This window comes from Mesorhizobium sp. LNHC229A00, assembly GCF_000502415.1.
Taxonomy (GTDB): domain Bacteria; phylum Pseudomonadota; class Alphaproteobacteria; order Rhizobiales; family Rhizobiaceae; genus Mesorhizobium.
Window position 1 is genome coordinate 340,221 of the sequence record NZ_AYWQ01000003.1, and the last position, 25,371, is coordinate 365,591.

A 25,371-nucleotide genomic window follows, 5' to 3' on the forward strand; every position below is an offset into this window, starting at 1 on the left:
AAAGCGCCGGGATGACCGAGCAAGGGTTGATGTCCGAGCTGGATCGCTTGATTTCCGAGGGTCGGAACCCAAGGACCGTCGACATCGATCTGCTGCCGACCATCGACGTGCTGCGCAGGATCAATGACGAGGACAAGATCGTCCCAGCGGCCGTCGAAAAGGTGCTGCCCGAAATTGCCGCCGCGGTGGACCGGATCGTGCTTGCCTTCCAGAGAGGCGCGCGGCTCATCTACATGGGCGCCGGCACCAGCGGCCGGCTTGGCGTGCTCGACGCTTCGGAATGCCCGCCGACATTCGGCGTGCCCGAACGCATGGTGGTCGGCCTGATTGCCGGCGGGCCCGACGCGCTGGTGCGCTCGCTCGAAGGCGCCGAGGATGACCCGAAGATGGCCACCAAGGCCTTGCAGGGGATCGGTCTCACACCCGACGACGTGGTGGTCGGCATCGCGGTCAGCGGACGCACGCCCTACGTCATCGGCGCGCTGAACTATGCCAAGCGGGTGGGCGCGACGACGGTCGCCCTCTCCTGCAATCCGGCATCGGCCATTGCCGGCATCGCCGACATCGCCATCTCGCCCGTCGTCGGCCCCGAAGTGCTGACCGGCTCGACGCGGCTGAAATCGGGAACCGCGCAGAAGCTGGTGCTCAACATGCTGACCACGGCCTCGATGATCCGGATCGGCAAGAGTTACCAGAATCTGATGGTCGACCTGAACCCGTCGAACAGGAAGCTGGTCGCCCGGGCGATCAGGATCATCATGCAGACCACCGGCTGTACTCCGCAACAGGCACGAGAGTCGCTCGACCGGACCGGCAATGACGTCAAGCTGGCGATCCTGGTGACCATCACCGGCCTCGAGGTGGACGCGGCGCGGGCCGCTTTGACCAGGGCCGGAGGGTTCCTGCGAAAGGCGATCGGCGACGAAGCGACCTGAAGCCGCTTTAGACAAGACGGCGTCAAGCCGCATAGACTGGGCCGACACTCCATAGCATGTGTGCCTTGGAAGCGGTCCTCGGAAACTGCAAGGCATCGAGTTCAGTAATGGGAGACGAGAATGGTTCATCTTACAAGAAGGCTGCTTTCGGGCATCACCCTTGCCGCGATGCTCGGCATCGCGACGGTTTCGGCGCAGGCGGCGACGCTGCATATGGCCTGGTCCCAAGACGCCACCGGGCTTGATCCGCACAAGCAGACGGCCTTTTCGTCGCTGCGGCTCTTGGAGCTGATCTATGAGCCGCTGGTGCGCGTCGACGCCAGCCTGCGGATCATCCCCGCCATCGCTTCTTCCTGGGAGTTTTCGAAGGACGGCAAGGAGCTGACCTTCAAGCTCGATGCCAAGGCGAAATTCCAAGACGGCACGGCCGTGAGCCCGGCCGACGTCAAGGCGTCGTTCGAGCGCATTCTCGACGAGAAGACCGGCGCCGCCGCCCGCGCCAACTTCCTGTCCATCGCCAGCATCGATACACCCGATCCGGCGACCGTCGTGTTCCACCTGTCGCAACCCGACGTGCCGATCCTGACGGCGATGAGCGACGTCAACGCGGCCATCGTTCCGGCGTCCGAGATCAAGGCCGGCTCGATCGGCACCAAGACGGTCGGTTCGGGCCCGTTCAAGCTCGACAAATGGGATCCCAATGCCAAGGAAGTCTTGAGCGCTAACAAGAACTGGGCCGGCGGCGCGACCGGCGTCGACGGCATCGAGATCAGCGTGCTGCCGGATGAGGCGGCGATCCTCGCCGCCATGCGCACCAAGCAGATCGATTTCGCGCTGCTGAATGACCCGCTCGTCGCCACGCTGGTGCCGAAGGAAGCCAGCCTGCAACTCAACCGCGTGCCGGTGCTGGCCTATCACGTGCTGCAGCTCAACCCGTCGCGTAAACCGATGACCGAGCTCAAGGTGCGCCAGGCGATCTCCTGCGCCATCGACCGGCAGGAGGTGCTGGACACCGCTTCGCTCGGCGAAGGCAAGGTCACCGGACCGCTGACCATCCCGGCGCTGGCGACCGATCCGAACCAGTTGTTCTGCTACAAGCGCGATGTCGAAAAGGCCAAGAAGCTGATGGCCGAGGCCGGCTTTGCCGACGGCTTTTCGGCGACGGTGATCGGCGCCACAGGCGAGCCGCCGACGGCAGTGGCCGAAGCGCAGGTCATCCAGTCGCAGCTCGCCGAAATCGGCGTCAAACTCGATATCAAGATGATGGAGCTCAACGTCTATGTCGACGCCTGGCTGAAGGGCGATTTCGACATGGCGATCGCGCTCAATGGCGGCCGGGCCGACCCCTATACCATGTACAACCGTTACTGGACCAAATCAGGCAATCTGCAGAAGGTGGCGAACTACATCGACGATACGCTCGATGCCCTGATGCAGCAGGGCCGCGCAGAAACCGATCCGGCCAAACGCAAAGCGATCTTCGCCGAATTCGAGAAGCATCTCGCCGAAATGTCGCCGTGGATCTGGCTCTACACCTCGTACAGCTACACGGCCCAGCAGAAGAACATATCCGGATTCGTGCCGACGCCGACCGGCATGCTGTTCAGCCTGAGCAAGGTGACGATCCAGTAGCTTCGGCAACGGGACGAGAGGTCTTCCTGGCGTGAACTATCTCCTGCGACGGCTGGCGACGTTTCCTCTCGTCCTGCTTGGCGTGTCCATCCTGGTCTTCGTGGCGATCCGGATGGTGCCTGGCGATTCGATCACGGCAATGCTGGGCACCGAGGCCGGCCTGCTGACGCCGGCGCAACGGGATTCGCTCGCCGCCTATTTCGGCATCGACCAGCCCTGGTTCGTCCAGTACTGGCACTGGACCGGCGGCATCCTGCACGGCAATTTCGGCATATCCGTCACCTATGGCAGGCCGGTTCTCGACGTCATCCTCGAGCGCTTTCCGCTGACGCTGGAACTGGCCGTGCTGTCAATGATCATCGCGCTCCTGGTCGGTATGCCGGCCGGCATCCACGCCGCCACGCACAATGAGAAGCTGTCGGATCTCGGTGTGCGCGTCGCCGCCATGATCGGCCAATCGACGCCGAGCTTCGTGCTTGGCTTGTTGATCATCTACACGCTGTCGGCGGGCTTCGGCGTGCTGCCGGCGATGGGCGAATTCGTGCCGCTCTGGCAGGATCCCTTGCGCAATCTCAGCCAGTTGATCCTGCCAGCCATCACGCTCGGCTTCGCCTTCGCGGCATCGGTCACCCGCATTGCGCGATCGGCAATGCTCGACGTGTTGAGCGACGATTATGTGCGCACCGCGCGCAGCAAGGGCGCTTCGGCGCGCAGCGTCATCTGGCGGCACGCGCTTCCCAATGCGCTGATTCCGGTGGTGACGCTGAGCGGCATGGAATTCGGCTATCTCCTGGGCGGCGCCGTCATCGTCGAGCAGATCTACGCCCTGCCCGGCCTCGGACGCATGGTGCTCGACGCCATCCTGCAGCGCGATTACGCGCTGGTGCAGGGCAGCGTGCTGTTCATCGCCTTCAACTTCATGATCGTCAATCTCCTGGTCGACCTCGCCTATGTCGCGCTCGATCCGCGCATCCGACTGGGGGAACAGTGATGCGCATCCTGCGTGCCATCTTCGGCCATGGCAGCGGCCGCATCGGTGGCGTCATCGTGTGCGTCTATCTGCTGCTTGCCATCCTCGGCCTGCTCGGGTTGACGCCGCACAATCCGATCACGCAGTACCGTATCGACCGGCTACATGCGCCCAGCGCCGCCTACTGGATGGGCACCGACCTGTTCGGCCGCGACGTCGCCAGCCGCCTGATGGCGGGCATCGGCCAGTCTTTTACCGTCGCCTTCTTCTCGGTGGCCGTCGCGGCGCTTGCCGGAACGATCCTGGGGTTGGCCGCCGCCTGGCTCGGGCGCCGCTGGGACGGCGTCGTGATGCGGATCATGGACGTGCTGCTGGCCTTCCCGGCGATCCTTCTGGCACTGCTCATCGTCACTGTCGCCGGACCCGGCACCTGGACCAGCGTCGTTGCCATCGGCATAGTCTACACGCCGATCTTCACCCGCGTGGTGCGCGGCCCCGCGCTGTCGCTGAAGACACGCGAATTCGTCGATGCCGCGCGTACCTTCGGCAGCAGTTCAAGCTACATCGTCACGCGCCACCTGCTGCTCAACCTGGTGGCGCCGCTGACCGTGCAAGTGACCCTGGCACTCGCCTGGGCGCTGCTGACCGAAGCCGGCTTGAGTTTTCTCGGCCTCGGCACGCAGCCGCCCGCCGCGTCGCTCGGACTTATGCTGAGCGACAGCCGCAATCTGATGGAGACGGCACCCTGGCTGATGATTTTCCCGGGCCTGGCGATCATGATCAGCATTCTCGGCTTCAACCTTCTGGGCGACGCCTTGCGCGACATACTCGACCCGAGGACGCGGAGCGCGTTCGCATGACCGCGCTCTTGTCAGTCTCGGACCTGCGCGTCGGCTTCAGCCGCAATCCCTGGGCCAACGAGGTGGTGCGCGGCGTCAGTTTCGATATCGCCGACGGCGAGACGCTGGCCATTGTGGGCGAAAGCGGCTCGGGCAAGTCGGTGACGGCGCTGTCGATCAACCGGCTCGTCGATTTCGGTGGCGGCCGCATCACTGGTGGCTCGATGAAGCTCAAGCGGACCGATGGGACCATCTTCGAGTTGACGACCGCGACCGAACCGCAACTGACCGGCATTCGCGGCGCCGAGATCGGCATGATCTTTCAGGAACCGATGACCTCGCTCAACCCTGTGCTGACCATCGGCACCCAGATCGAGGAATCGTTCCGCCTGCATCGCGGCTTGACCGGCCGGCAGGCCACGGCGGCAGCGAGGGACGCGCTCGACCGCGTGCGCATTCCCGATGCCGCGCGCCGGCTGAAATACACGCCCAACCAGCTGTCCGGCGGCATGCTGCAGCGGGTGATGATCGCCATTGCCCTCGCCTGCAACCCGCGCCTGCTGATCGCCGACGAGCCGACGACGGCGCTCGATGTTACCGTGCAGGCACAGATCATGGCGCTGCTTGCCGAGCTGAAGCGCGAAAGCGGCATGTCCGTTATCTTCATCACCCACGATATCGGCCTGGTTGCCGGCATCGCCGACAAGGTGATGGTGATGCAGAACGGGCAGGCCGTCGAACAGGGTGAGCTCAACCGTGTCCTCGACAGCCCCCAGCATCCCTACACCCAGCATCTGCTGCATGCCGTGCCACATTTCGCCAGCGGTCGCGCGACGCGCTCGGATGGGCAACGTGACAACGGCGCGAGCGCCGAACCGGCCTTGAAGGTCGATGGCCTGGTGGTGCGGTTTCCCCTCAGAAGCAGTTTCTTCAGCCGCGCCACCGGCGCGGTGCATGCCGTCGATGGCGTCGATTTCGACCTGATGCACGGCGAGACGCTGGCCATAGTCGGCGAGAGCGGTTCGGGCAAATCCACTGCGGCCAAGGCGATGCTAGGGCTTGTGCGGTCGACGCGCGGCAGCTTCTCGGTCAGCGCCCGAGCGGCCTCGCCGAGGCGCAGCGCCAAGCCCATTCAGATGGTGTTCCAGAACCCTTACGCCTCTCTCAATCCGAGGCTGACGATCGAGAGCATTCTGGCGGAACCCGTGATCGCCACCGGCGGCCGGGTGGATGCCGAAACGCGGGCCAGAATGGCGTGCCTGCTGGAACGCGTCGGCCTGCCCAAGAACAGCCTCGAGCGCTATCCGCATGAATTCTCCGGCGGCCAACGACAAAGGCTGTGCATCGCCCGAGCGCTGATGCTCAACCCGTCCGTCGTGGTCCTCGATGAAGCAGTGTCGGCGCTCGATGTGTCGGTGCAGGCCAAGGTGTTGGAGCTGCTGGTCGACCTGCAACGCGAGTTTGGGCTGGCCTATCTGTTCATCTCGCATGACATGGCGGTGGTCGAGCGGATAGCGCACCGCATAGCGGTCATCTATGCCGGCCAGATCGTCGAGATCGGCGACGCACAATCCGTGCTGTCGAAGCCGAGGCATTCCTATACGAAGAAGCTGATATCAGCCGTTCCGGCCATCGACCGTCGGCGCGAGCATTTCGAGATCGACACGCGCCAGGTGCCCTCGCTGGTGCGCCCGCCAGGATTCGAGCCGGCGCCGGCGAAATGGGAGCGGTTTGGGGTGGATCATGTGGCGAGGGCGGAGGCTTAGAGATGTTTGCGGGACAGCGCCATCTCTCCGAGGGTGGCCGGCATTGAGCGACCTCCCCGAGATTTTCGATAGCGCATTCCAGCCCCTCGCAATGGCAGTAACCGCCAAGCGAATCCCCGGCGGCGTGCTCGGAATTGTCGACAAAAACGGCGAACGTATCATCCGCGCGACCGGCTCAGCGCAGCTCGTGCCGAAGCCGCGCCCGATGCGGGAAAACACCTGGTTCGACCTGGCGTCGCTGACCAAGGTGATCTTCGCCACGCCGCGTATCCTGGCGCTGGCGCAGGACGGTATCATCGATCTCGACGCGCCGCTGATCTCCCTGCTTCCCGACCTTCGCCAGTATGACGCGAACGCATGGGAGCGGAAGGTGACCTTTCGCCAGTGCCTTGGCCACCAGACGCCGTTCCCCGCCGTCGAGCCGATCTACACTTATGGGCGCGACCCTGAACTGCTCCGCGCCTTCATCCTGCAGCGGGAATGGCGGGCGCGTGACCCTGTCTATTCCGACATCAATTTCATCCTGCTCGGCTTCGCGATGGAGCGACTGTCGGGCAAGAGCATCCGCGCCATGGAGCCCGGCCCAGGCTTTGCCTGGTTCGCGGAACCCGATACCGCCGCGGCGACCGAGGACTGCACCTGGCGCCATCGCGTGCTGTCCGGCGAGGTTCACGACGACAATTGCTCGGCGCTGCATGGTGCCGGCCATGCCGGCCTGTTCGGCACGGCAGCTTCGGTGCTCGATTTTGCCTGGGGATTGCTGGACGGAACAGGTTCATCCGAACAATCGATCGCGCTGATGCGCGAGCCCCTGTCGGCCACCCGCACCCATGGCTGGGAGCGCCCTTACGAAGGCTGGTCCGGCGGTGCGGTGTGCAGTCCGGGAACGATCGGCCACACCGGCTTTACCGGCACCGGGCTGTGGATCGACTTCGATCGGGGCAAGGCTTGGACCTTGCTCACCAACCGGATCCATCCGACACGTCATTTCGACAGCGGGATCGTTCAGCTTCGGCAAGCGGTCGGCGACCTAATCAATGGAGCTCAATGATGGAACCTATCTGGGCCGTCGGCCTGATGACCGGCACGGTGCTTGACGGCAACATCGATGTCGCCCTGATCAAGACCGATGGCGAGCGGATAGACGATTTCGGCACTTACCGGCTGATGCCTTATCCCGCGTCGATCCGTTCGCTGCTGGAAGAGACGCTGACAGCGGCGCGAGCCTGGAATTTCACCGGGCCGGAACCCGCGATTTTCCGCGGGGCCGAAGAGGCGCTGACGCGCGCCCAGTCGGCGGCGGTGAAGGAACTCGTGGAAGGTTACGGCATGACAATGGCCGAGATCGGGGTCGTCGGCTTTCACGGCCAGACCGTGCTGCATCGCGCGCCGCGGGTCGGACGGCTCGGCCAGACCCGGCAGCTCGGCGACGGCGAGCTCATGCATGCCATCCTCGGCACCAAGATCGCCTATGATTTCCGCTCGGCCGACATGCGCGCCGGCGGACAAGGCGCGCCTTTGGCCGCTGCCTATCACACCGCGCTGATGCGCGGCGCCGGCGCCGGTGGCGAGGTGGCCGTGCTCAATCTCGGCGGCGTCGCCAACATCACCTGGTGGGACGGCGCCGACAATGTCATCGCCTTCGACACCGGCCCCGCCAATGCGCCGCTCAACGATTTCATCAAGTCGAAAGGGCTGGGCGATATGGACCGCGACGGCGCGCTTGGCCGCGCGGGAAAGGTGGACGAAGCCCGGCTCGCCAAGCTGTTGCAGCATCCCTATCTGACCAAGCCGTACCCAAAGTCACTCGACCGTTTCGACTTCGGCGCGGCCATGGCCGATGGCCTGAGCGCCGAGGATGGCGCGGCCCTGCTCACCGCCTTCACCGCGTCGGTTGTCGGCAAGGCGCTCGACCTTCTGCCAAGCCGGCCGAAGAAGCTGGTGGTCAGCGGTGGCGGCCGCCACAACCCGACGATGATGGCGATGCTCGCCAGCCGCGCCGGCGTCGAGGTGGTGCTGGCCGAAAGCCTCGGCTGGAGCGGCGACGCTGTGGAGGCGGAGTGTTTTGCCTTCCTCGCGGTTCGCGTGCTGCGCGGCCTGCCGATCAGTTTCCCGAGCACGACGGGCGCGCCGCAGCCGATGCGTGGCGGAAAGCTGGCTGGCTGATCAGTCGACCAGTTTCTTCCGCAGGAAGATGCGGCTGCGGCCGACAGGGAAATCGGCCAGCGTCCCGAAAGGCTGGTAGCCTTGCCTCTGATAGACCTTGGCGGCATTCGGATTGAAGGTATCGATCCAGGCGTTTTGGCAGCCGCGCGCGACAGCCTCGCTTTCGGCCGCGTCGAGCATCCGGCCTGCCATGTGCTGGCCGCGCAGCCTTTCGTCGACCCACAGCCACTGTATGTAGAGCCAGCCCCAGGCGGTGTAGCCCGAAATGCCGGCGACGATCGCCCCGATCTCGTCGCGCACGAACACGGCCAGCGCCTTCCTTTCGGACGCGCCGACATCGCCGTCGTTGAACGCCGTCAGCCGTTCACTGAGAAAAGCGAGTTCTTCCGGCAGGGGATCGGCGGTCGTTTCAAATGTCGTGTTCATGGCTTTTCCGGATACTCGCTTGGAAACGTCAAGAGGGACGAAAATCAGATGCGGCGATGCCATAGCGCTTGAGCTTGTCGTAGAACGTCTTGCGCGGCACGCCGAGCGCGTCGATGGCGCCGCGCACGTCGCCGGCATGGTCGCGCAACGCGTCACGGATGAGCTGTGCCTCGTAATGCCCGACCCGCTCCGGCAGTGCGGCTGCAGGCGCTGGCGATCGTGGGGGCGAGGACCTGGTTTCCTCATCGGGACCAAGACCGAGCGCGACGCGATCGGCGAAATGGGCGAGCTCGCGCACATTGCCCGGCCAGTCGTGCGACTGGAGATGATGGCTCACGGCGGCGTTCACCTTGGCGACAGGCTGGCCAAACCGTTCCGCCGCCTTGCCTAGGAAATGGCCGAACAGCATCTCGATATCGCCGCGCCGCTCGCGCAGCGGCGGAATGCGCAGCGTCACCACGTTGAGGCGGAAATAGAGATCCTCGCGAAAATCGCCGCGCTGGTCCTGGCGGCCGAGATCGACCTTGGTCGCCGCGACGACCCGGAGATCGAGGCGCCTTGTTTCGTTCGAGCCGAGCGGGGTGAGGCTGCGCGTCTCCAGCACCCGCAACAACTTGACCTGCAGGGCCGGCGGCATGGATTCGATCTCGTCGAGGAACAGCGTGCCGCCGCTGGAATGCTCGATGCTGCCGATCCGCCGTCGCTGCGCCCCGGTAAACGCGCCGGCCTCGTGGCCGAACAGCTCGCTTTCGATGACGGTCTCGGGCAGAGCGCCGCAGTTCAGTGCCACGAACGGCTTTGCACGCCGTCGGCCCCACCGGTGCAGGAGGTCGGCCACCACCTCCTTGCCGGTTCCGGTCTCGCCTTCCACCAGCACGTCGACGTCCATGTCGGCAATCTGGCGCAAGGTCTCGCGCAACCGCCTTATGGCGAGCGCTTCGCCGATCAACGGCATGCCGTCCGCGGCAAGTGCGGCGGCTTCGCGCAGCCGCCGGTTTTCCATCACCAGCCGCCGCTTCTCCGATGCACGCTTCAGCGCCTCCACCAGACGCTCCCCCGCATATGGTTTCGGGATGAAATCATAGACGCCATCCTTGAGCGCGGCGACCGCAAGATCGACATCGCCATGCCCGGTGACCAGGATCACCGGCAAGTCGGGATCAACAGCCTTGACGCGGTCGAAGAGTTGCAGCCCATTCATGCCGGGCATGCGGATGTCGCTGACGACCACACCCTCGAAGTTCCGGTCGACGACACCAAGCGCTGCCTCGGCGTTGTCGAACCCGATCACCGTGAAGCCGGCAAGTTCGAGCAGTTGCGTGGTGGCATGCAGCAGATCCGCATCGTCGTCGACAAGCGCGACCAGCCCTGATCCCTGCGTCATTCGATCCGCCTCAAGTCGATGGTGAAGGATGCACCGCTGGCCGTGCCGGGGTCGAGCCGCAGCGTGCCGCCCAATTCCTGGGCGATCTCCTGCGAGATCACCAGGCCGAGGCCAAGCCCCTTCTCCTTGGTGGTCTGGAACGGCATGAACAGATTGGCGGCCGCGTCCGGGCCGAGGCCGGGACCGTTGTCGCGCACGGAAATCAGCACGCGGTCGCCGCGTTCGGCGAGGTCGATCTCAATGCGGGGATCGGGCCGGTCCTTCACGGCGTCCAGCGCGTTCTGCAACAGGTTCACGAGGATCTGCTCCAGCCGGATGCGGCTGGCCATGACCACGGGCGATGCGGTGCCGCGCGGCTTGACGATGGTGACGCCGGAATCGCGGATGCGGCCGGATAGAAGCGACAGCGCGCCGTCGATCGCCTCGCCTACCGGCAACGGCGAGGCAGCGACGCCAGGTCGTCGCGCAAAGGTGCGCAGCGTGCTGGTGATCGCGCCGATGCGTTCAGTCATCGACACGATCGAGGTCAGATTGCCGTTCGCCGGTTCGGTCCTGCCGGCCTCGAGAAAACGGCCGGCATTCTCGGCATAAGTGCGGATCGCGGCGACCGGCTGGTTGATCTCATGCGCCACGCCGGCGGCGATCTGCCCGAGGATGGAGAGCCGGTTGGCCTGAGCGAGATCGTCGCGCAGCCGGCGGACCTTGGCCTCGGCGTTTTCGCGCTCGGCGATTTCGCCGGCAAGAGCCGTGTTCGAGCGCGTCAACTCGGCGGTCCGCGTGCTGACCCGGCTTTCGAGTTCGGCATTCATGCGCCCCAGCGCCTCCTGGCGCAGCCGGCGTGTGCGCCGGCGCCGGGTGAACACATAGGCAAGCAACCCCATCAGCAGCAGCCCGAGCAGTGTCGTCAGGCGCGCCGTGTTGGCGGCGGCGGCCAAGGTGGTATCGGCGGGCGTCAGCAACCACAGGCGCCAGCCGGGGACGGCACCGGGCAAGTCCTGCACCACTTCGACGAACCGGCGCGATTTTCCGGCTTCGTCTATTGTCGCCAGACCGTCACCGGCGCCACGCCGGATCGGCAGCGGGTCGAAGGCGGCTTCGACCAGTTGAAGCTGGTCATGCGCCGCGGCGGCATCCGCGGCGGAGAGCGGCGCCAGCGCATGGAACCGCCAGTCGGGCTGGCTGGTGGCCAGAACGACGCCGCGCTCGTCGGTGACGAAAACGAGAAAGCCGCTCGCCCGCCAATTGGCTTCGACGCCGCCGAGTTCGACCTTCAGAACCGCCACGCCAAGCGGTTTGCCACCATCGTCGACACGGCCGGCAAGGTAGAGTCCCGGCTTGCCGCTGATCGTGCCGAGGCCATATTGACTGGCTGCGCCCTTGGCCATCGCATCGGTGAAATAGTGGCGAAAATTATAATCGCTGCCGACAAAGCTGTCCGGCTGGCCGGCATTGCTGGCCGATATCGCCATGCCCGCCGTATCGATGACATAGATGGCCGAGGCCGACGCATCGCCGGCTATGGCCTTCAGCTTGGCGTCGAGCGCTGTTTCCTCGACTTTCCCGGCGCGGCGCAGCGCATCACGCACCGCATCGTCGCGCGCCAGCACCAGCGGCACGAGACGTTGCTTTTCGATTTCGCCGGTCAAGGTTCCGGCCGCCAGCGGCAAGGCGGCCAATGCCCCATTGCGCAGGTCATCGGCGGCCTGACCCTCGGCGATGCGCCCGGCGGTGGCAACCGCGCCGGCAAGCACAGCGAGCGCTATTGCCGCAAACAGCCAACGGCGGCGCAGGCGCGCTACCGCTTCGCGCAGCAGGTCGCGGCCTGCAGACCCCGGAGATCCGCTATCGATGCGCTGTCGTGGCGTCGGCTCTCTCCCTTTGCTCCCCGGCTTTGCCCAGTCTAATGCGAAATTCCGCCAGGGCAAACAAGACCTGTGCGGAAATCCGCACAACTCCCCGTCGCAGGCAGGACAGAAACGGCTAAACCCAGGGATTCCGCCCTATCCGGCATCTGGCACAGCACTTGCAAAGTTCTTGCAGCGGCGGGCGACCGGAACGCCGCGATGGGAGAAGTCACGCAGGGCGGGTTCCGCCTATCCGGCCAGGGAGAGAGTTCGATGCATATCGCAGACCAATCCGCCGCGCCCGCGGCGCAGCGCAAGCCCCTCTATGCCCAGCTCTACGTGCAGGTGCTGGCGGCGATCACCGTCGGCATCCTGCTCGGCCATTACTATCCATCGATCGGCGAGAGCATGAAGCCGTTGGGCGACGCCTTCATCAAGCTGGTCAAGATGATCATCGCCCCGGTCATCTTCCTGACGGTCGCAACCGGCATCGCCGGCATGAGCGACCTGCAGAAGGTCGGCCGCGTCGCCGGCAAGGCGATGCTCTACTTCCTCACCTTCTCGACGCTGGCGCTGATCATCGGCCTTGTCGTGGCCAATGTCGTGCAGCCGGGCGCCGGCTTCAACATCGACCCGGCGACCCTCGACGCCTCGACCGTGAACACTTACGCTGCCAAGGCACATGACCAGTCGGTCACCGGCTTCCTGATGAACATCATTCCCGGCACGATCGTCGGCGCCTTCGCCGACGGCGACATCCTGCAGGTGCTGTTCTTCTCGGTGCTGTTCGGCATCGCGCTGGCGCTGGTCGGCGACAAGGGCACGCCGGTGCTCAATTTCCTGCAGGCGCTGATGGCGCCGATGTTCAAGCTGGTCAGCGTGCTGATGAAGGCAGCCCCGATCGGTGCGTTCGGTGCGATGGCCTTCACCATCGGCAAATACGGCATCGGCTCGGTCATAAACCTCGCCATGCTGGTCGGAACCTTCTACGCGACCTCGTTCCTGTTCGTGTTCGTCGTGCTCGGTGCCGTCTGCCGCTACAACGGCTTCTCGATCCTGTCCCTGATCCGCTACATCAAGGAAGAGCTGCTGCTGGTGCTGGGCACCTCGTCGTCGGAGGCGGCATTGCCCTCGCTGATGGAGAAAATGGAGAAGGCCGGCGCCAAGCGCTCGGTGGTCGGATTGGTCATCCCGACCGGCTATTCCTTCAATCTCGACGGCACCAACATCTACATGACGCTTGCCGCCCTGTTCATTGCCCAGGCGACGAACATCCATCTGTCGATATCAGACCAGATCCTGCTGCTGCTGGTGGCGATGCTGTCGTCGAAGGGTGCCGCTGGCATCACCGGGGCAGGCTTCATCACCTTGGCCGCCACGCTTTCGGTGGTTCCCTCGGTGCCGGTCGCCGGCATGGCGCTGATCCTCGGCGTCGACCGCTTCATGTCGGAATGCCGGGCGCTGACCAACTTCGTCGGCAATGCGGTGGCGACGCTGGTCGTGGCGCGCTGGGAAGGCGAACTCGACGAAGCCAAGCTGGCGAGAGCGCTGGCTGGGAGCGCCGACGACAGCCTCCCGGCGGACATCGTTCCCGCCGAGTGATCCACGGCTTGATGCCACGGACCATGGCCGCAAGCACGCCGCTTGCGGCCATGGTCATGTGTCATCGCTATCAGGCGGCTTTGCGCAGCGGCGGCAGGGCCTTGCCATCGGCCGCGAAGAGATGGCAGAGACAGGGCCGCGCAAGCTTGAGCTCAGCCCTTGAAGTCCCTCCTCGTGTCCAGACATGTGCTTGGGCCGACAGGCATGGGAGCCGCCAACGTGCCCAAGTCATCGAACAGGACGAGGCTGGCCGCGCCGACCAGCCCGGCATGGCGGCCGAGCTGGGCCTGGACGACCGGCACGTCGCGATAGGCGCGCATGGCGCGCTGGCGGATGGTCGCGCCGATGACGGGCGCCATCAGGTCGAGGCCATTGGCGATGCCGCCGCCAACGACCAGCACGTCGGGCGAATAGAGGTGCAAAAGGTTGGTGAAGCCAAGGCCCAGCCAGCGCGCCTCCTCCTCGAGCAGAGCCAGAGCGAGGTCGTCCTGTAGCCGCGCGGCTTCGACCACGTGGCGACCCGTGACCTCGGCGTTAGCCGAGAGGCGGCGCAGCGTCGAACCGTCCAGAGGAGACGTTGCGGCATTGGCGCGGCGGCCGAGCGCGGTTCCCGAAGCGATGGCCTCGAAGCAGCCGACGACGCCGCACACGCAGCGCTCGCCTTCATTGGTGATGGTCATGTGGCCGATCTCGGCGGCAAGGCCGCGGCGGCCGTGCAGGATGCGTCCGTCGGCAACCACACCGCCGCCGATCCCAGTCGAGACGGTGACGAAGACCAGGGAACGCACACCGTGTCCGGCGCCGAAGCGCCATTCGCCGAGCGCTGCCGCATTGGCGTCGTTCTCCAGCCGCACCGGCAGGCCGAGCCGCCGCCCGAGTATGTCGGCCAGCGGCACATCGTGCCAGCCGGCCAGCGTCGGCGGTCCGACGGCGATGCCGGCCAGCGGATCGAGCGGCCCCGGCGCGCCGATGCCGACGCCGAGGATCGACAGTTCCGGCGCTTCTGCATGAACGGTCGCGGCCAGGGCCTCGATCTGGCCGATCACCACTTCGGGGCCGGCCTGCGCCTGCGTCGGCACAGCGGCGAAGGCCAGGATCTTGCCGTCAAGGTCGACCAGGGCGGCACGAAGCTCGGTGCCGCCAAGATCGATCGCGAGGGCGACTTCAATGCTCATCAGGCCGCGACCTTCAAACCATGCAGCCAGCCGACGCGGCCGGCGAGATCCTTGTCGCCGAAAGCGAGCGAACCGAGCACCACGGTCTCGGCGCCGGCGGCGCGCAGCAACGGCACGGTTTCCTGGCGGATGCCGCCATCGGCGGCGAGCACCACGGCCGACTCGCGACCGGCGTTCCTCAGGACGACGCGGGCTTCGCCCAGCCTGTCACAGGCCTTCTCCGACAGGCCTTGGCCCTTGACGCCGATCGCGGTTCCAAGAAGCGTGACGAATGCCACTTCTTGGACGAAGGGCTTCACCGCCTCTACCGGGGTCTCCAGCCTCAGCACGACGCCGGCCTCGGCGCCGAGTTCATGCGCCAGCCGCACCGCGCGCAGACCCGCTTCGCCGTTCTCGGCATGGACGCTGACCATGTCGGCGCCGGCCTCGATGAACTGGCGCGTCTGTTCTTCGACGATTGCTTGGTCGACCATCAGATGGACGTGGATCGGCCTGGCCGTCAGCTTGGCGATACGGGCGACGAGATCGGGGAAGAACAGGAAGGACGGCGCGAAATGGCCGTCCGCGACGTCGATGTGGTGCATATCGACATAGGGTTCGATGCGCTGCAAGTCGCTCTCGAAATTGGCGAGATTGGCCGACCACGATGAGAATTCGGCGATCAGACGGTCGCGCGGCAATGCGGCGATGGCGGCCGGGCCTGACAAAGGTTTCGAGATCATGATTGGTCCTGGTTGTTGAAATTTCTATCGAGAAAGCCGCCGATGGCAGCGCGGATTTCGGTGAAATGGCGATCCTTGTCGACGGCTTTCGGCGTCACCTCGGCGAAGACGGCGCCGGGGATGGTCTCAGCCAGTTCGCGGGCGGTCGCCAAGGGATGGACGAGGTCGATGCCGCTGCCGATGACGAGCGTCGGGATTGCGAGGCTGGTCGCCGTGGCCCGCGTCACGCTAGGCCCATCATTTGCGATCGCTTGCATCACCTCGGCAAAAACGGTCGCGTTGTCACGCGCGAAGAAGCCGAGCAACGAGGCGAGATTGTCCGGCGCCTCGCTGCGAAAGCGGGTTGCAGTCGCGGAGGAAGCGAAGGCGTCGCGCGCCTCGTCCAGCGGCAGCCGGCTGATGAGTTCCGCCACTTCGACGTAAGGGCGCATGTTTCGCGGCGCCGCACCGAAGGTCCAGGCCGGGCGCACCAGCACAAGACCTGTGACGCGATCCGGGTGGTGGGCCGCCAGGTGCAGTGCAATGGCGGCGCCCATCGAGATACCGCCGGCGACGAAGCGCTCCATTCCAACCGCATCGGCGGCGGCCAGCACGTCGTCGGCGAACATCGCGATCGAGAAGGGACGCTTGCCGCCGGCGCCGGAACCGCCTTGCGCACGGCATTCAATGGTCAGCCGGCGGCGCGACGGACTGTCGGGAAAGTTCAGCGCCACCTGCGCGGCATCGCCGCCGAGACCATGCTGGAAGGCGATGGGAACCCCCTGCCCTGTGTCCAAGACGTGGAGCGCAGCGTCGTCGCGCAGCATGATCGTCGGCGCGGCACCCATCAGAGTAGCCCTCGCAGGAAGATAGCGACGCCAGGGGCTTCGACGGCGGGCAAGCCGTGCGTGACCAGCGCGCCATCGAAATCCACCCCCTTCAGCCGCGCGACGAAATCCGGGAAGTCGACGACGCCCTGGCCTGATGTGGCGAAGCGGCCGTCGGCAAAACGATCCTTGGCGTGCGCCATGGCGATGTGGCCAGCGGCCTCATCGATCGCGGCGGCGACGATGGCTCTCGCTTCATCGGGCTTTGCATGCTCGAACAGGTTGGCGGGGTCGAGCACGATCTTCAGATGCTTCGAACCCATCTCGGCGATCAGCCGGGTCGCATCCATGGCCGAGGTCACGACGTTGGCCTGCTCGGGCTCGATGCCGAGATCGACGCCGGCCTCCTCGGCCAGCGCCAGTGCCTTCGCCATTTCGACGGCCATGTCGGACCAGGCGGACGGATCAGCATTGTCGGGATGGTATGCCCATTGGTCGGCTGCGTTGCGCGAGCCGGTGCAGAGCGTCACCAGTGGGATGTCGAGTGTGGCCGCAGTGTAGATGACCCCCGCCAGGCGCCTCAGCCCGTCGTCGCGCGTAGCCTTGTCGGGATGCGCCATGTTGTAGGTTCCCGACAGCGCGGCCAGGGAAACGCCTGACGATCGCGCGGCGGCACCAATGGCGGCGACGGCATTCGCTGGCACCGCATCCGGCATCGACGGCAGGCCGGCGCAGGCGAGATTGAACTGCGTCGTCTCATAGCCGGCCTGCTTCACGGCAGCCAGCACGGCGGCCGGGTCGGTACCCGCAAATGTCTTGGCGAAGATGCCTAGATACATCAGACCGCACCCGAAACCGAGGCAAGCTCGATCCGCTCGCCAGTCTCGACAGAGCGCGCAATCGCCACCATGGCGCGGATCGACGCGATGCCGTCCCCGACATTGGCGCCGCGCATCGGCGCGCCGGTGAGCACGGTATCGGCAAGGCCCTCGAGCTGGCGGCGGAAGAAGTGGCCGTCGGCGCCAAGCGGTTTTCGCGAGGTCGCGTCCTTCTCATGGAAGATGTCGACCTCGCTGGCGCGGAAGTACCAGGGATTGAAGGTCTTGGCGATGACGGAACCGTTCTCGCCGTAGAGCTGAAACCCTTCGTGCCAGTCCATGCGCACGGCGACGGTGAGGTCGAGATGGCCAAGCGCGCCGCTGGCGAATTCGGTTTCGACGAACCAGCAATAGGCGCCGAAGCGCTCGTTGAGGCGGGCGCGCACGGCAACGATGTCGCCACAGAGGAAGCGGGCGGTGTCAACCAGATGCGATCCGTGCGCCAGCATGAAATATTGCCTGAGATCAGCCTTGGGATTCCCGCCGGGCTTTTTCGCGAGCTTACTGGTGACGGGCAGCGGCTGCACGGCATCTGTGTTGGTGTAGCGGTGGGTGGAATCGCAATACCAGGCCTTCAGTGCCAGAACCTCGCCCATCTCGTCGCGGACGAAGTCGCGGGCGGCCTCCAGCGCCGGATCGAAGCGCTTCATGTGGCCGACCTGCAGCACCTTGCCGGAGCGCTTCACCGCCTCGGCCAGCGCTTCGCCTTCCTCGACCGAGGTACCGATCGGCTTTTCGCAGAGAACATGCTTGCCGGCATCGAGCGCCTTGATCGACATCGGCACGTGATAGGCATCCGACGTGGCGACGATGACTGCTTCGAGCTCGGGATCGGCGAGCATGGCATCATAGTCGGCATACATCTTCCGAGGTTCATAGGAGGCGCCCATGCGGGCGAGCAAATCGGGTGCCGCATCGCAAATGGCGTAGAGGTCGGCATTGCCGGCCTTGACGCAGGATTCCAGATGCGCGAACTGGGCGATCGGGCCGCAGCCGAGCACACCGACCCTGAGGCGTCTGTCCTGTTTCTTGATCATCGTCTCAGGCCCCGTAGCCGCGCATGGTCTGGCGGTTGGTCTTGACCGCGCCGGCCGGATCGGCGGCGGCGGTGTCGGATTCTTCTTCCAGCACCAGCCAGCCGTTGAAGTTCGGCGCGGTACCGGCGATCTCGATCACTTGAGGTGTGTCGCAGACGCCTTGGCCAAGCATCGCCCAGGAGCCGTTGGCGTCGACGTCCTTCAAATGGATGTAGCGGATGCGGTCGCGATAGGTGGAGAGCGTGTCGGCCATGTCCTTGTGGCCGCGCAGGATGTGGCCGGTGTCCGGCACCCAGCCGACCAGACCGGGATCGAGCAAGGCAAACATCGCGTCATAGTCGGCACGGTCGAACAGCAGCGTGTTGTGGTGCGAACTCGGATGCACCGCCACCTGGACACCCGCCTTGCGGCCGATCTCGCCGGCCTTGTTGTAGACCTCCGCGGCGATGGCGAACTTGCCGTCGCGCGGCCCGTCGGAGACGACGGTGGCCGAGCCCATCGACACCAGTGCGCCCGGAAAGGCGGCGGCGAAATCGATCCAGCGCCTGGCGGTTTCGAGATCGGTGCCGATCCCGTCCTTGAGCGTGAAGCCGCTCCTGGAGCCGAAGGCGAACGATACGAGCGCCAGACCGGACGACTTCAGCGCGGCGGCGAACTCGATGGGTTTGCCGCCATAGTGGCCGATCATGGTGTCGGTGATCTCGATGCCGGCATAGCCGCCATCGCCGATCGCCTTCAACAGGTCGTCGGGGCCGCCGGTGAACCGGTCTCCGAGCATTTCCCAGGTGAAGGTCTGGCAGCCGACTTTGAGGTCTTTCACGTTCATCCTTTCATTCCTTGATACCGATCTGTTCCATCAGTTGTCCGTGCGACATCCTACTTGACCGAACCCGCGGTCATGCCGGCGAGGAAGTACCTCTGGGCAACGAGGTAGATGAGCAACAAGGGTAGCGAGCCGAGCACGCTCATTGCCATCATCTGGTTCCATTCGAAGGCGTGCTGCCCCATCAGCAGCTGGATGCCGATCGGCACGGTGCGCATGGACGTCGACTTGGTCAGCGTCAGCGCAAAAAGAAATTCGTTCCAGCACAACAGGAATGTGTAGACCGATGTCGCCACGATACCAGGCAGTGAAATCGGGACGATGACCCGCCAAAGCGCTGTCCAACTGGTGCCGCCATCGACAGCCACCGCTTCATCGAGATCGCGGGGCAAGGTGTTCAGATATCCCGTCATCAGCAGGATCGCGTAGGGCAGCGTAAACACCAGGTAAGTCAGGATCAATGCGACATAGGTGTCGAAGATACGGTATGAGACGACAAGCCCGAAGAAGGGGATCAGCAGCGTGATCGGCGGTATCGTCTGCGTGCTGATGATGAGCGTGTTCAGGCTGCCCTTGCCACGGAAATTGAAGCGGCTGAACCCATAGGCCGCCAGCAAGGCGATCAGCACCGTGAGCACGGTCACCGCTCCCGCGACGAAGTAGCTGTTGAAGAAGAAGCGCAGCTTTACCGGGTCGCCAAGGATGGCCGCGTAGGCTTCCAGGGTGAAGGCCTTCGGCAGGATGGTTGGCGGCAAAGCGAAGATTTCGGTATTCGACTTGAATGAGCTGCTGAGCATCCAATAGATCGGGAAGGCCGCGAAGAACAGCCCTGCCGCAAGAGCAATATGCAGCGCGACGGTGATCAGCTTGTCTTTGCCGGTGTTTCGTCTTCTCATGGCGTCCTACCTAGCCCGCTGATAGCGAATATAGAACAGCGTCAGGCCCAGAGAGATCAACAGGATGACTACGGCACTCGCCGACGCTTGAGACAGGTTGTAGCTCGAAAACGCCAGCTTGTAGGTGTAGGTGCTGAGCACCTCGGTCGAGTAGATCGGACCACCGCCCGTCGTTATCCAGATCAACGGGAAGACCTGCATGGTCCAGATGAAGTCGAGCAGCGAGATGCTGATGATGATCGGCATCAGCTGCGGAATGGTGATGAAGATCAGCTTCTGGTAGGCCTTCGCCCCGTCGATATCGGCGGCCTCGTAGAAATCCTTGGGAATGCCCTGCAAGCCTGCGAGCAGGCTGACCATGAAAAGCGGATAGCCCGCCCAGATATTGGCGAAAGTGACGGCGTGCAGCGCGGTCTGCGGCGAGGAAAACCACTCGACCTTGGAACCAATGAAGCCCAACTGCATGAGAATGCTGTTCACGACACCATTCGGCTCGAGCAGCAGGCGCCAGATCACCGCGATGATCACCGCCGTGAACAGCCAGGGCAGAATGTAGAGCACGCGCAAGACATTGCGCAACGTCGGATTGATGCGGTCGCTGTTCAGCATGAGCGCGAAGACCATGCCGATGGTCATGTGGAAAACGACACTCATGCAGGTGAAATAGAGCGTATGCCACAGCGAAGCCCAAAACACAGGATCGTCGAAGATCGCCTGGTAGTGCTTTAGCCCGGCAAAGGATGGATCACGACGCAGCACCGCGCTGTTCTGGAACGAGTAGGCAATCACCGTCGCCATCGGCAACAGCATCAAAAGGCCGATTATGAGCAGCGAGGGCGACAGGTAGAGATAGGGCGCCACAGCTCGTTTGAGCTTGTGATGGGAGCGCTTCCGCTGGGTCATGGTGCCAACCTCGCGACAGAGAAATGAGCTTCAAATACCATTCAGAGTCGTCATTTGCCGGCTGGCCCGCCTAATGGCAGGCCAACCGATAAATGGGCCGCAAGAGCGGAGGACGACGATCAGAATTTCGCCATCCAGCCCTTTTGCGCGGCAGCGGCCGCTTCTTCCGGCGTTTGCTCGCCGGCAAGCATCTTTTGAGCCTGCACGTCGAACTGGGTCATCAGGTCTTCAGCCACCGGCAGCCCCGTGAACTCGTTGGCGAGGTAGCCGGTCTTGAAGATCTCGAAAGCCTTGCCGAAAGCCTTGTCTGATGTCACGAAGTCGGGTTTGGCGTTGACGTTGCCCGGGAAGGCGTTGGCAAGCGAAACGAGCTTGGCGTTGACCTTTTCGCTCATTAAATACTGGACGAGTTTCCAGGCCTCCTCCTGATGTTTCGAGGCCGCCGAGATGCCGATACCCCAGGAGGCATAGGGAAGGCCGCGCTTTCCGGTATAGTTCTCCACAACCGGGACCGGGATTAGGTCGAAGTTCAGCTTGGGATTACGCTTGCGGATGAGGTTCACATGGGCGAGCGAGTCGATCATCATCCCGACGCGGTCGTTGACGAATTCCTCGACCTTTTCCTGTTCGGTCTTGGTGGCAATGCCGGGCGAGATGGTGCCGGCGTCGTTGAGCGATTTGACGAAGGTGAGCATATCCACCACCGGTTTGCCCTCGAGGTCGGGCTTGCCGTTCGCCATCATCGATTGGCCCGAAGCCCAGACCCACGACATCATGTCGTTCTGGACACCGGACGGCGTTTGCAGCGACAGAGGCAGCACCCAGCCATACTGGTTCTTGTCGGCGTGCGTCATCTTCTTGGCGGCTTCGAGAAATTCCGCGCGCGTCGACGGCAGCTTGGTCACGCCTGCCTGGGCGGCGAGGTCCAAATTCACGAAGACCGGATAGACGAACGAAGCGACCGGGAACATCACCGCCTTGCCGTCCACCTTGATGATATCCGCGACCTGGGCTTTGTCGAACTTGCTCGCATCCATCAGCGGGTTCATGTCGGCCAGCGCACCCTGCGCATTCAGATTGTTCACCCAGGCGCCGTCAAGACCGACGACGTCGCTCAGCGTTCCGGTTGCGGCACCAACCGAGATCTGGTCTCGCGTCGTCGCATAGGGGCCGCTGACCAGTGTCACCTTGATGCCGGGGTTTGCGGCCTCGAAGTCATTCATGATTGCCCTGAGCGAGCCGGCCGGCAGTTCGGGCTCCCACCATTGGGTGAATTCCAGCGTCGTGTCGGCCATGGCGCCGGTCGCACCAAGCAACCATGCGGCCGCGGCCATCTTCAGCATCGCGGGTTTTATACGAAACATCATTTTCTCCTCCTTCTCTGGGATCGACCGCACAATGCTGCCGATCGTCTGGTTATTCAGAAGTCTTCTTACGCAGGCGCCTCGCCCTCGCCTGCGGGCCTTGCCGGGGTTCTTCAGATCGCCAGATGCGTCTCGGGATCGAAGAAATGGAACTTGGCATCATCCACCGCCAACCGGATTTCCGAGCCTGAGCGGACGGCGCTGATTGGCTCGAACCTCGCCACCGCGTTCGATGCCAGGCCAAAATCGTCCACCGCGTCCGGATCGCCGGAGTCCACCCGGACCGCGTCGATGTTCAGGTGGACAATCTGTTCGGAGCCGAGTTCCTCGATCGAGGTCACCTTTGCCGGTATCGTCTGATACTTGCGCCCGGAGTCGAGACTGCTGTCATAGAGATCCTCCGGCCGGATCCCGAACACGACCTTGCGCCCGGCATAAGACCGCAAGCCCGGCCTGCGCACGAAGGCTGCCTCCTGCAGCCGGATGGCGAAGGCGGCGGACGTCAGTTCGTCGCCCTTCAGCGTGGCCTCGAAAAGGTTCATCGAAGGAGAGCCGATGAAGCCGGCAACGAAGGCGTTCACCGGTGATTCATAGAGCCTCTTGGGTGTGTCGACCTGCTGCAGCACACCGCCTTTCAACACCGCGACCCTGTCCCCCATCGTCATCGCTTCGATTTGGTCGTGGGTCACGTATATGGTCGTGACGCCGAGCTGCTTTTGCAGGCTGGTGATTTCGGCGCGCATTTGAACACGCAGCTTCGCGTCCAGATTGGAAAGCGGCTCGTCCATGAGAAAGGCCGCCGGCTCGCGCACCATGGCACGGCCCATGGCAACCCTTTGACGCTGTCCGCCTGAAAGGTTCGCGGGTTTGCTGTCCAGCAGCGACGTTAGCTGAAGGGTTTTGGCGATCTCGTCGACGCGCTTCTTGCGCTCGGCCTTCGGCTTGCCTGCCAGCCGCATCGAAAAGGCGATGTTTTCAAATACCGTCATATGCGGGTAGAGCGCGTAGCTCTGGAAGACCATCGCGATGTCGCGGTCCTTTGGCGGCATATCGACGACGTCGACGCCGCCGATCCGCAGGCTGCCGCTGGTGATGTCCTCCAATCCCGCGATCATTCGCAACGCGGTGGATTTGCCGCAGCCCGACGGCCCGACGAGAATCAAGAACTCGCCGTCCTCGACCGCCAGGTTCAATTGATCGATCGCTCGAAAATTGTTCCCGTAGGTCTTGCAGATATTCTCAAGAACGACTTCTGCCATCTTCCTCCCTCCACAAGTCCAAGCCACTGATTTTTGATTGTTCGTGGCCATTTTTTGCCTGCGAAACGTCTCCTCGGATCTTTCCAGCCTATGTTCCGGTCTCGTGCCGCGCATATTTCAGCCCGACCGCCGACGGAGCGTTCGCCGATGCCAATAATTCCGTGACCTGGGCGTCGGTCGGAAGCGCCTCGCGCCCGCCCCGACCCGTTATCGACAGCGCCGCCGCCGCGGCCGCGAACGCGACCCGGCCCGCGGTGTCGGCTCCGCGCGCCAGTGCATGCGCATAGGCGCCATGAAAGCAGTCGCCGGCGCCGGTCGAATCGACGACGGCAACCCGGTGCGGAGGCAAGTGCCAAAGCCCTGCCTCGTCGCGTCCGCGGTAGTAGACGCCCCTGCCGCCATCCGTCAGAACCACGGCGGACCGCGACGGCAACCACAATGCATCGAGCATCTCGGCCGGCGATCTGCAGCCCGTAGCGGTCTGTGCAAAGCCCAGGGGAAGAATGAGATGGTCGCAGAGCGCGATCAGCCTCTCGGTGGCCGGGCCGGCGCTCCATTCGATATCACCGAGGATCGCAAGGCCGAGATCGCGAGCCCGTGCCAGGACATCCAGCGACCGGATCGCGTAACTATCGATGATCAGGACTGTCGCGCGGCTGAGGACCTCGTCCGGAAAGTCCGGAGCGGTGCCCAGCATCGCTTCGTCGTCATAGGCGATGAACCGCTCGCCATCCGAGCCGACGGTGATCCGCGAGCGCACCGGGCGGGCGTGCGGGTGGCGCGGCGCGAATGCAGTTTCAACGCCGCTCGCTACGAGATCGCACAGCACGGCATCGTCCGCGGCACTGCCCAGCCATCCGACGAACCCGGCGGTGCCGCCGAGCCGCGCGACGGCGGCAAGGGCCGTCGCGACATTTCCGCCGAAAGCCCGGGCGCTTTGCAGAACCTTCCCCTTGCCCGCCGACAACGGCTGATCGACATAGACGATGTCGTCGATCGCAATAGCTCCGAAGCCGAGGATTGAAGGGACGGCGGGCATCGTTCAGGCACCCGCCCTTGCCAGGGCGTCTTGCGCCGAAAGGCCGTCATGGATGACGCCCCGAAAGGCAATCGCTGCCTTCTCCGGATCGCCATGCCCCCAGAGATTGCGGCCCACCACGGCACCGCGCGCACCGGCACGGATGGCGTCCGCCGTCTGCTGGAGGGCGCCGAGCAGCGTATCTGTCTTCGGGCCACCCGCGATCACAACCGGCACCGGGCAGGTCCGAACGGTCTCTCGGAACGATTCGAAATCGCCCGTGTAACCGATCTTGATCACGTCGACGCCGGACTCGTAGCCGATGCGCGCCGCATAGGCGATCTCGTCGGGAGTGAAGACGATTTTTGCCCCGTCGGTGAAATCGCGAGGGTAGATATGCGCGACTACCGGCATGCCGTAGCGGGCCGCTGCATTCACCGAATCGGTCAGCCAGCGTATGTATTTGCCCTCGGTCGCGCCGCGTACCGGAATGGCCACGGCCAAGGCATCGGCGCCGGCGCGCACGGCATCCTCGGGCGTTGCGATCAGCTCACTGATGCGATCGTCCGGGGTGAAGCAGCCGGCCTGGATCACCAGGCAGGCCTTGCCCGCGTATTGCGGCCATAGATGGCGCGCTGTGCCAGGCTGGATGCTGACATAGTCGGGTTTGCCCACCATGACGCGAGCGAGGGCGCCCGGCAGATCGGCAAGACCTCCTTTGCGCACGTCGCCATAGCCGACAAAGTGGTCGACCGCGCCGCCGAAAAGATTGCCCGATGGATGCGAGAAGAGGCGCGCAAGGCGCACCTGGGTTCCGAGGCTCATGAGTGCAAAATTCTCCAGTCGATTGATTTCCAAATGCTGGACCCAGTGTTTTCGAAAGAAAGAACAAATGCAATCTTTCGAAATCTTTCGAATTCGCGTAT

Annotated in this window: 23 protein-coding genes; 8 read left to right on the top strand and 15 right to left on the bottom strand. The window is 64.2% G+C overall.

Going from position 1 to position 25,371, the window contains the following annotated elements; translation table 11 throughout:
* Positions 1-11: 11 nt before the first annotated feature.
* The 7 genes from murQ (at position 12) to X742_RS161105 (ending at position 8,308) form a co-directional block, all read left to right on the top strand.
* Entirely contained in the window at positions 12-935 is a 924-nt protein-coding gene (gene murQ, locus X742_RS161135; RefSeq protein ID WP_023771121.1) for an N-acetylmuramic acid 6-phosphate etherase, read from the top strand.
* Between the two features lie 120 nt (positions 936-1,055).
* Positions 1,056-2,567 (top strand): ABC transporter substrate-binding protein, encoded by a 1,512-nt coding sequence (locus tag X742_RS161130; protein ID WP_023771122.1) that lies wholly within the window; start codon positions 1,056-1,058, stop codon positions 2,565-2,567.
* 31 nt (positions 2,568-2,598) lie between these two features.
* Positions 2,599-3,558 carry an ABC transporter permease gene (locus X742_RS161125; RefSeq protein ID WP_023771123.1) on the top strand — a complete coding sequence of 320 codons (960 nt, stop codon included), beginning with the start codon at positions 2,599-2,601 and terminating at the stop codon, positions 3,556-3,558.
* Complete coding sequence (locus X742_RS161120; RefSeq protein WP_023771124.1) at positions 3,558-4,397, top strand: ABC transporter permease; 840 nt, start codon at positions 3,558-3,560, stop codon at positions 4,395-4,397. The genes X742_RS161125 and X742_RS161120 overlap by 1 nt, the downstream gene beginning before the upstream one ends.
* Positions 4,394-6,142: an ABC transporter ATP-binding protein gene (locus X742_RS161115; RefSeq protein WP_023771125.1), complete on the top strand. Its 1,749-nt coding sequence runs from the start codon at positions 4,394-4,396 to the stop codon at positions 6,140-6,142. The genes X742_RS161120 and X742_RS161115 overlap by 4 nt, the downstream gene beginning before the upstream one ends.
* 91 nt (positions 6,143-6,233) lie before the next feature.
* Positions 6,234-7,193, top strand: a complete 960-nt coding sequence (locus X742_RS161110) for a serine hydrolase domain-containing protein (RefSeq protein WP_051407605.1) — start codon at positions 6,234-6,236, stop codon at positions 7,191-7,193.
* Entirely contained in the window at positions 7,193-8,308 is a 1,116-nt protein-coding gene (locus X742_RS161105) for an anhydro-N-acetylmuramic acid kinase (protein ID WP_023771127.1), read from the top strand. The genes X742_RS161110 and X742_RS161105 overlap by 1 nt, the downstream gene beginning before the upstream one ends.
* Here the strand turns inward: X742_RS161105 and X742_RS161100 are convergent, their stop codons facing one another.
* Genes X742_RS161100 through X742_RS161090 form a run of 3 tightly spaced genes read right to left on the bottom strand, consistent with a single transcriptional unit; the run spans position 8,309 to position 11,869 of the window.
* Complete coding sequence (locus X742_RS161100) at positions 8,309-8,734, bottom strand: GNAT family N-acetyltransferase (protein WP_023771128.1); 426 nt, start codon at positions 8,732-8,734, stop codon at positions 8,309-8,311.
* Positions 8,735-8,762: 28 nt separating this feature from the next.
* Positions 8,763-10,118, bottom strand: a complete 1,356-nt coding sequence (locus tag X742_RS161095) for a sigma-54 dependent transcriptional regulator (protein ID WP_023771129.1) — start codon at positions 10,116-10,118, stop codon at positions 8,763-8,765.
* Positions 10,115-11,869 carry a sensor histidine kinase gene (locus X742_RS161090; RefSeq protein ID WP_245275501.1) on the bottom strand — a complete coding sequence of 585 codons (1,755 nt, stop codon included), beginning with the start codon at positions 11,867-11,869 and terminating at the stop codon, positions 10,115-10,117. Before X742_RS161090 ends, X742_RS161095 begins: the two co-directional genes overlap by 4 nt.
* A gap of 366 nt (positions 11,870-12,235) precedes the next feature.
* Between X742_RS161090 and X742_RS161085 the strand changes: the two genes are divergently transcribed.
* Positions 12,236-13,564: a dicarboxylate/amino acid:cation symporter gene (locus X742_RS161085; RefSeq protein WP_023771131.1), complete on the top strand. Its 1,329-nt coding sequence runs from the start codon at positions 12,236-12,238 to the stop codon at positions 13,562-13,564.
* 152 nt (positions 13,565-13,716) lie between these two features.
* Here the strand turns inward: X742_RS161085 and X742_RS161080 are convergent, their stop codons facing one another.
* The 12 genes from X742_RS161080 to X742_RS161025 all read right to left on the bottom strand — a co-directional run bounded on the left by X742_RS161080 (position 13,717) and on the right by X742_RS161025 (position 25,270).
* Complete coding sequence (locus X742_RS161080) at positions 13,717-14,739, bottom strand: ROK family protein (protein ID WP_023771132.1); 1,023 nt, start codon at positions 14,737-14,739, stop codon at positions 13,717-13,719.
* Complete coding sequence (locus X742_RS161075) at positions 14,739-15,461, bottom strand: ribulose-phosphate 3-epimerase (RefSeq protein ID WP_023771133.1); 723 nt, start codon at positions 15,459-15,461, stop codon at positions 14,739-14,741. Before X742_RS161075 ends, X742_RS161080 begins: the two co-directional genes overlap by 1 nt.
* A complete protein-coding gene (locus X742_RS161070) occupies positions 15,458-16,288 on the bottom strand; it encodes an alpha/beta hydrolase (RefSeq protein ID WP_023771134.1) in 831 nt (276 codons plus the stop codon). The genes X742_RS161075 and X742_RS161070 overlap by 4 nt, the downstream gene beginning before the upstream one ends.
* A complete protein-coding gene (locus tag X742_RS161065; protein WP_023771135.1) occupies positions 16,288-17,106 on the bottom strand; it encodes a sugar phosphate isomerase/epimerase in 819 nt (272 codons plus the stop codon). Before X742_RS161065 ends, X742_RS161070 begins: the two co-directional genes overlap by 1 nt.
* Positions 17,106-18,182, bottom strand: a complete 1,077-nt coding sequence (locus X742_RS161060) for a Gfo/Idh/MocA family oxidoreductase (RefSeq protein WP_023771136.1) — start codon at positions 18,180-18,182, stop codon at positions 17,106-17,108. Before X742_RS161060 ends, X742_RS161065 begins: the two co-directional genes overlap by 1 nt.
* Before the next feature lie 4 nt (positions 18,183-18,186).
* A complete protein-coding gene (locus tag X742_RS161055) occupies positions 18,187-19,008 on the bottom strand; it encodes a sugar phosphate isomerase/epimerase (protein WP_023771137.1) in 822 nt (273 codons plus the stop codon).
* A 50-nt stretch (positions 19,009-19,058) separates the two neighbouring features.
* Positions 19,059-19,901 carry a carbohydrate ABC transporter permease gene (locus tag X742_RS161050; protein WP_023771138.1) on the bottom strand — a complete coding sequence of 281 codons (843 nt, stop codon included), beginning with the start codon at positions 19,899-19,901 and terminating at the stop codon, positions 19,059-19,061.
* A 6-nt stretch (positions 19,902-19,907) separates the two neighbouring features.
* Positions 19,908-20,804 carry a sugar ABC transporter permease gene (locus X742_RS161045; protein WP_023771139.1) on the bottom strand — a complete coding sequence of 299 codons (897 nt, stop codon included), beginning with the start codon at positions 20,802-20,804 and terminating at the stop codon, positions 19,908-19,910.
* Positions 20,805-20,923: 119 nt separating this feature from the next.
* Positions 20,924-22,171, bottom strand: a complete 1,248-nt coding sequence (locus X742_RS161040) for a sugar ABC transporter substrate-binding protein (protein ID WP_023771140.1) — start codon at positions 22,169-22,171, stop codon at positions 20,924-20,926.
* 110 nt (positions 22,172-22,281) lie between these two features.
* Positions 22,282-23,427 (bottom strand): ABC transporter ATP-binding protein, encoded by a 1,146-nt coding sequence (locus tag X742_RS161035; protein ID WP_023771141.1) that lies wholly within the window; start codon positions 23,425-23,427, stop codon positions 22,282-22,284.
* An 88-nt stretch (positions 23,428-23,515) separates the two neighbouring features.
* Positions 23,516-24,466, bottom strand: coding sequence for a PfkB family carbohydrate kinase (locus X742_RS161030; RefSeq protein ID WP_023771142.1), 951 nt, complete (start codon positions 24,464-24,466; stop codon positions 23,516-23,518).
* Positions 24,467-24,469: 3 nt separating this feature from the next.
* On the bottom strand, positions 24,470-25,270 hold the full coding sequence (locus X742_RS161025; protein ID WP_023771143.1) for a class I fructose-bisphosphate aldolase: 801 nt from the start codon (positions 25,268-25,270) through the stop codon (positions 24,470-24,472).
* Positions 25,271-25,371 lie beyond the last annotated feature (101 nt).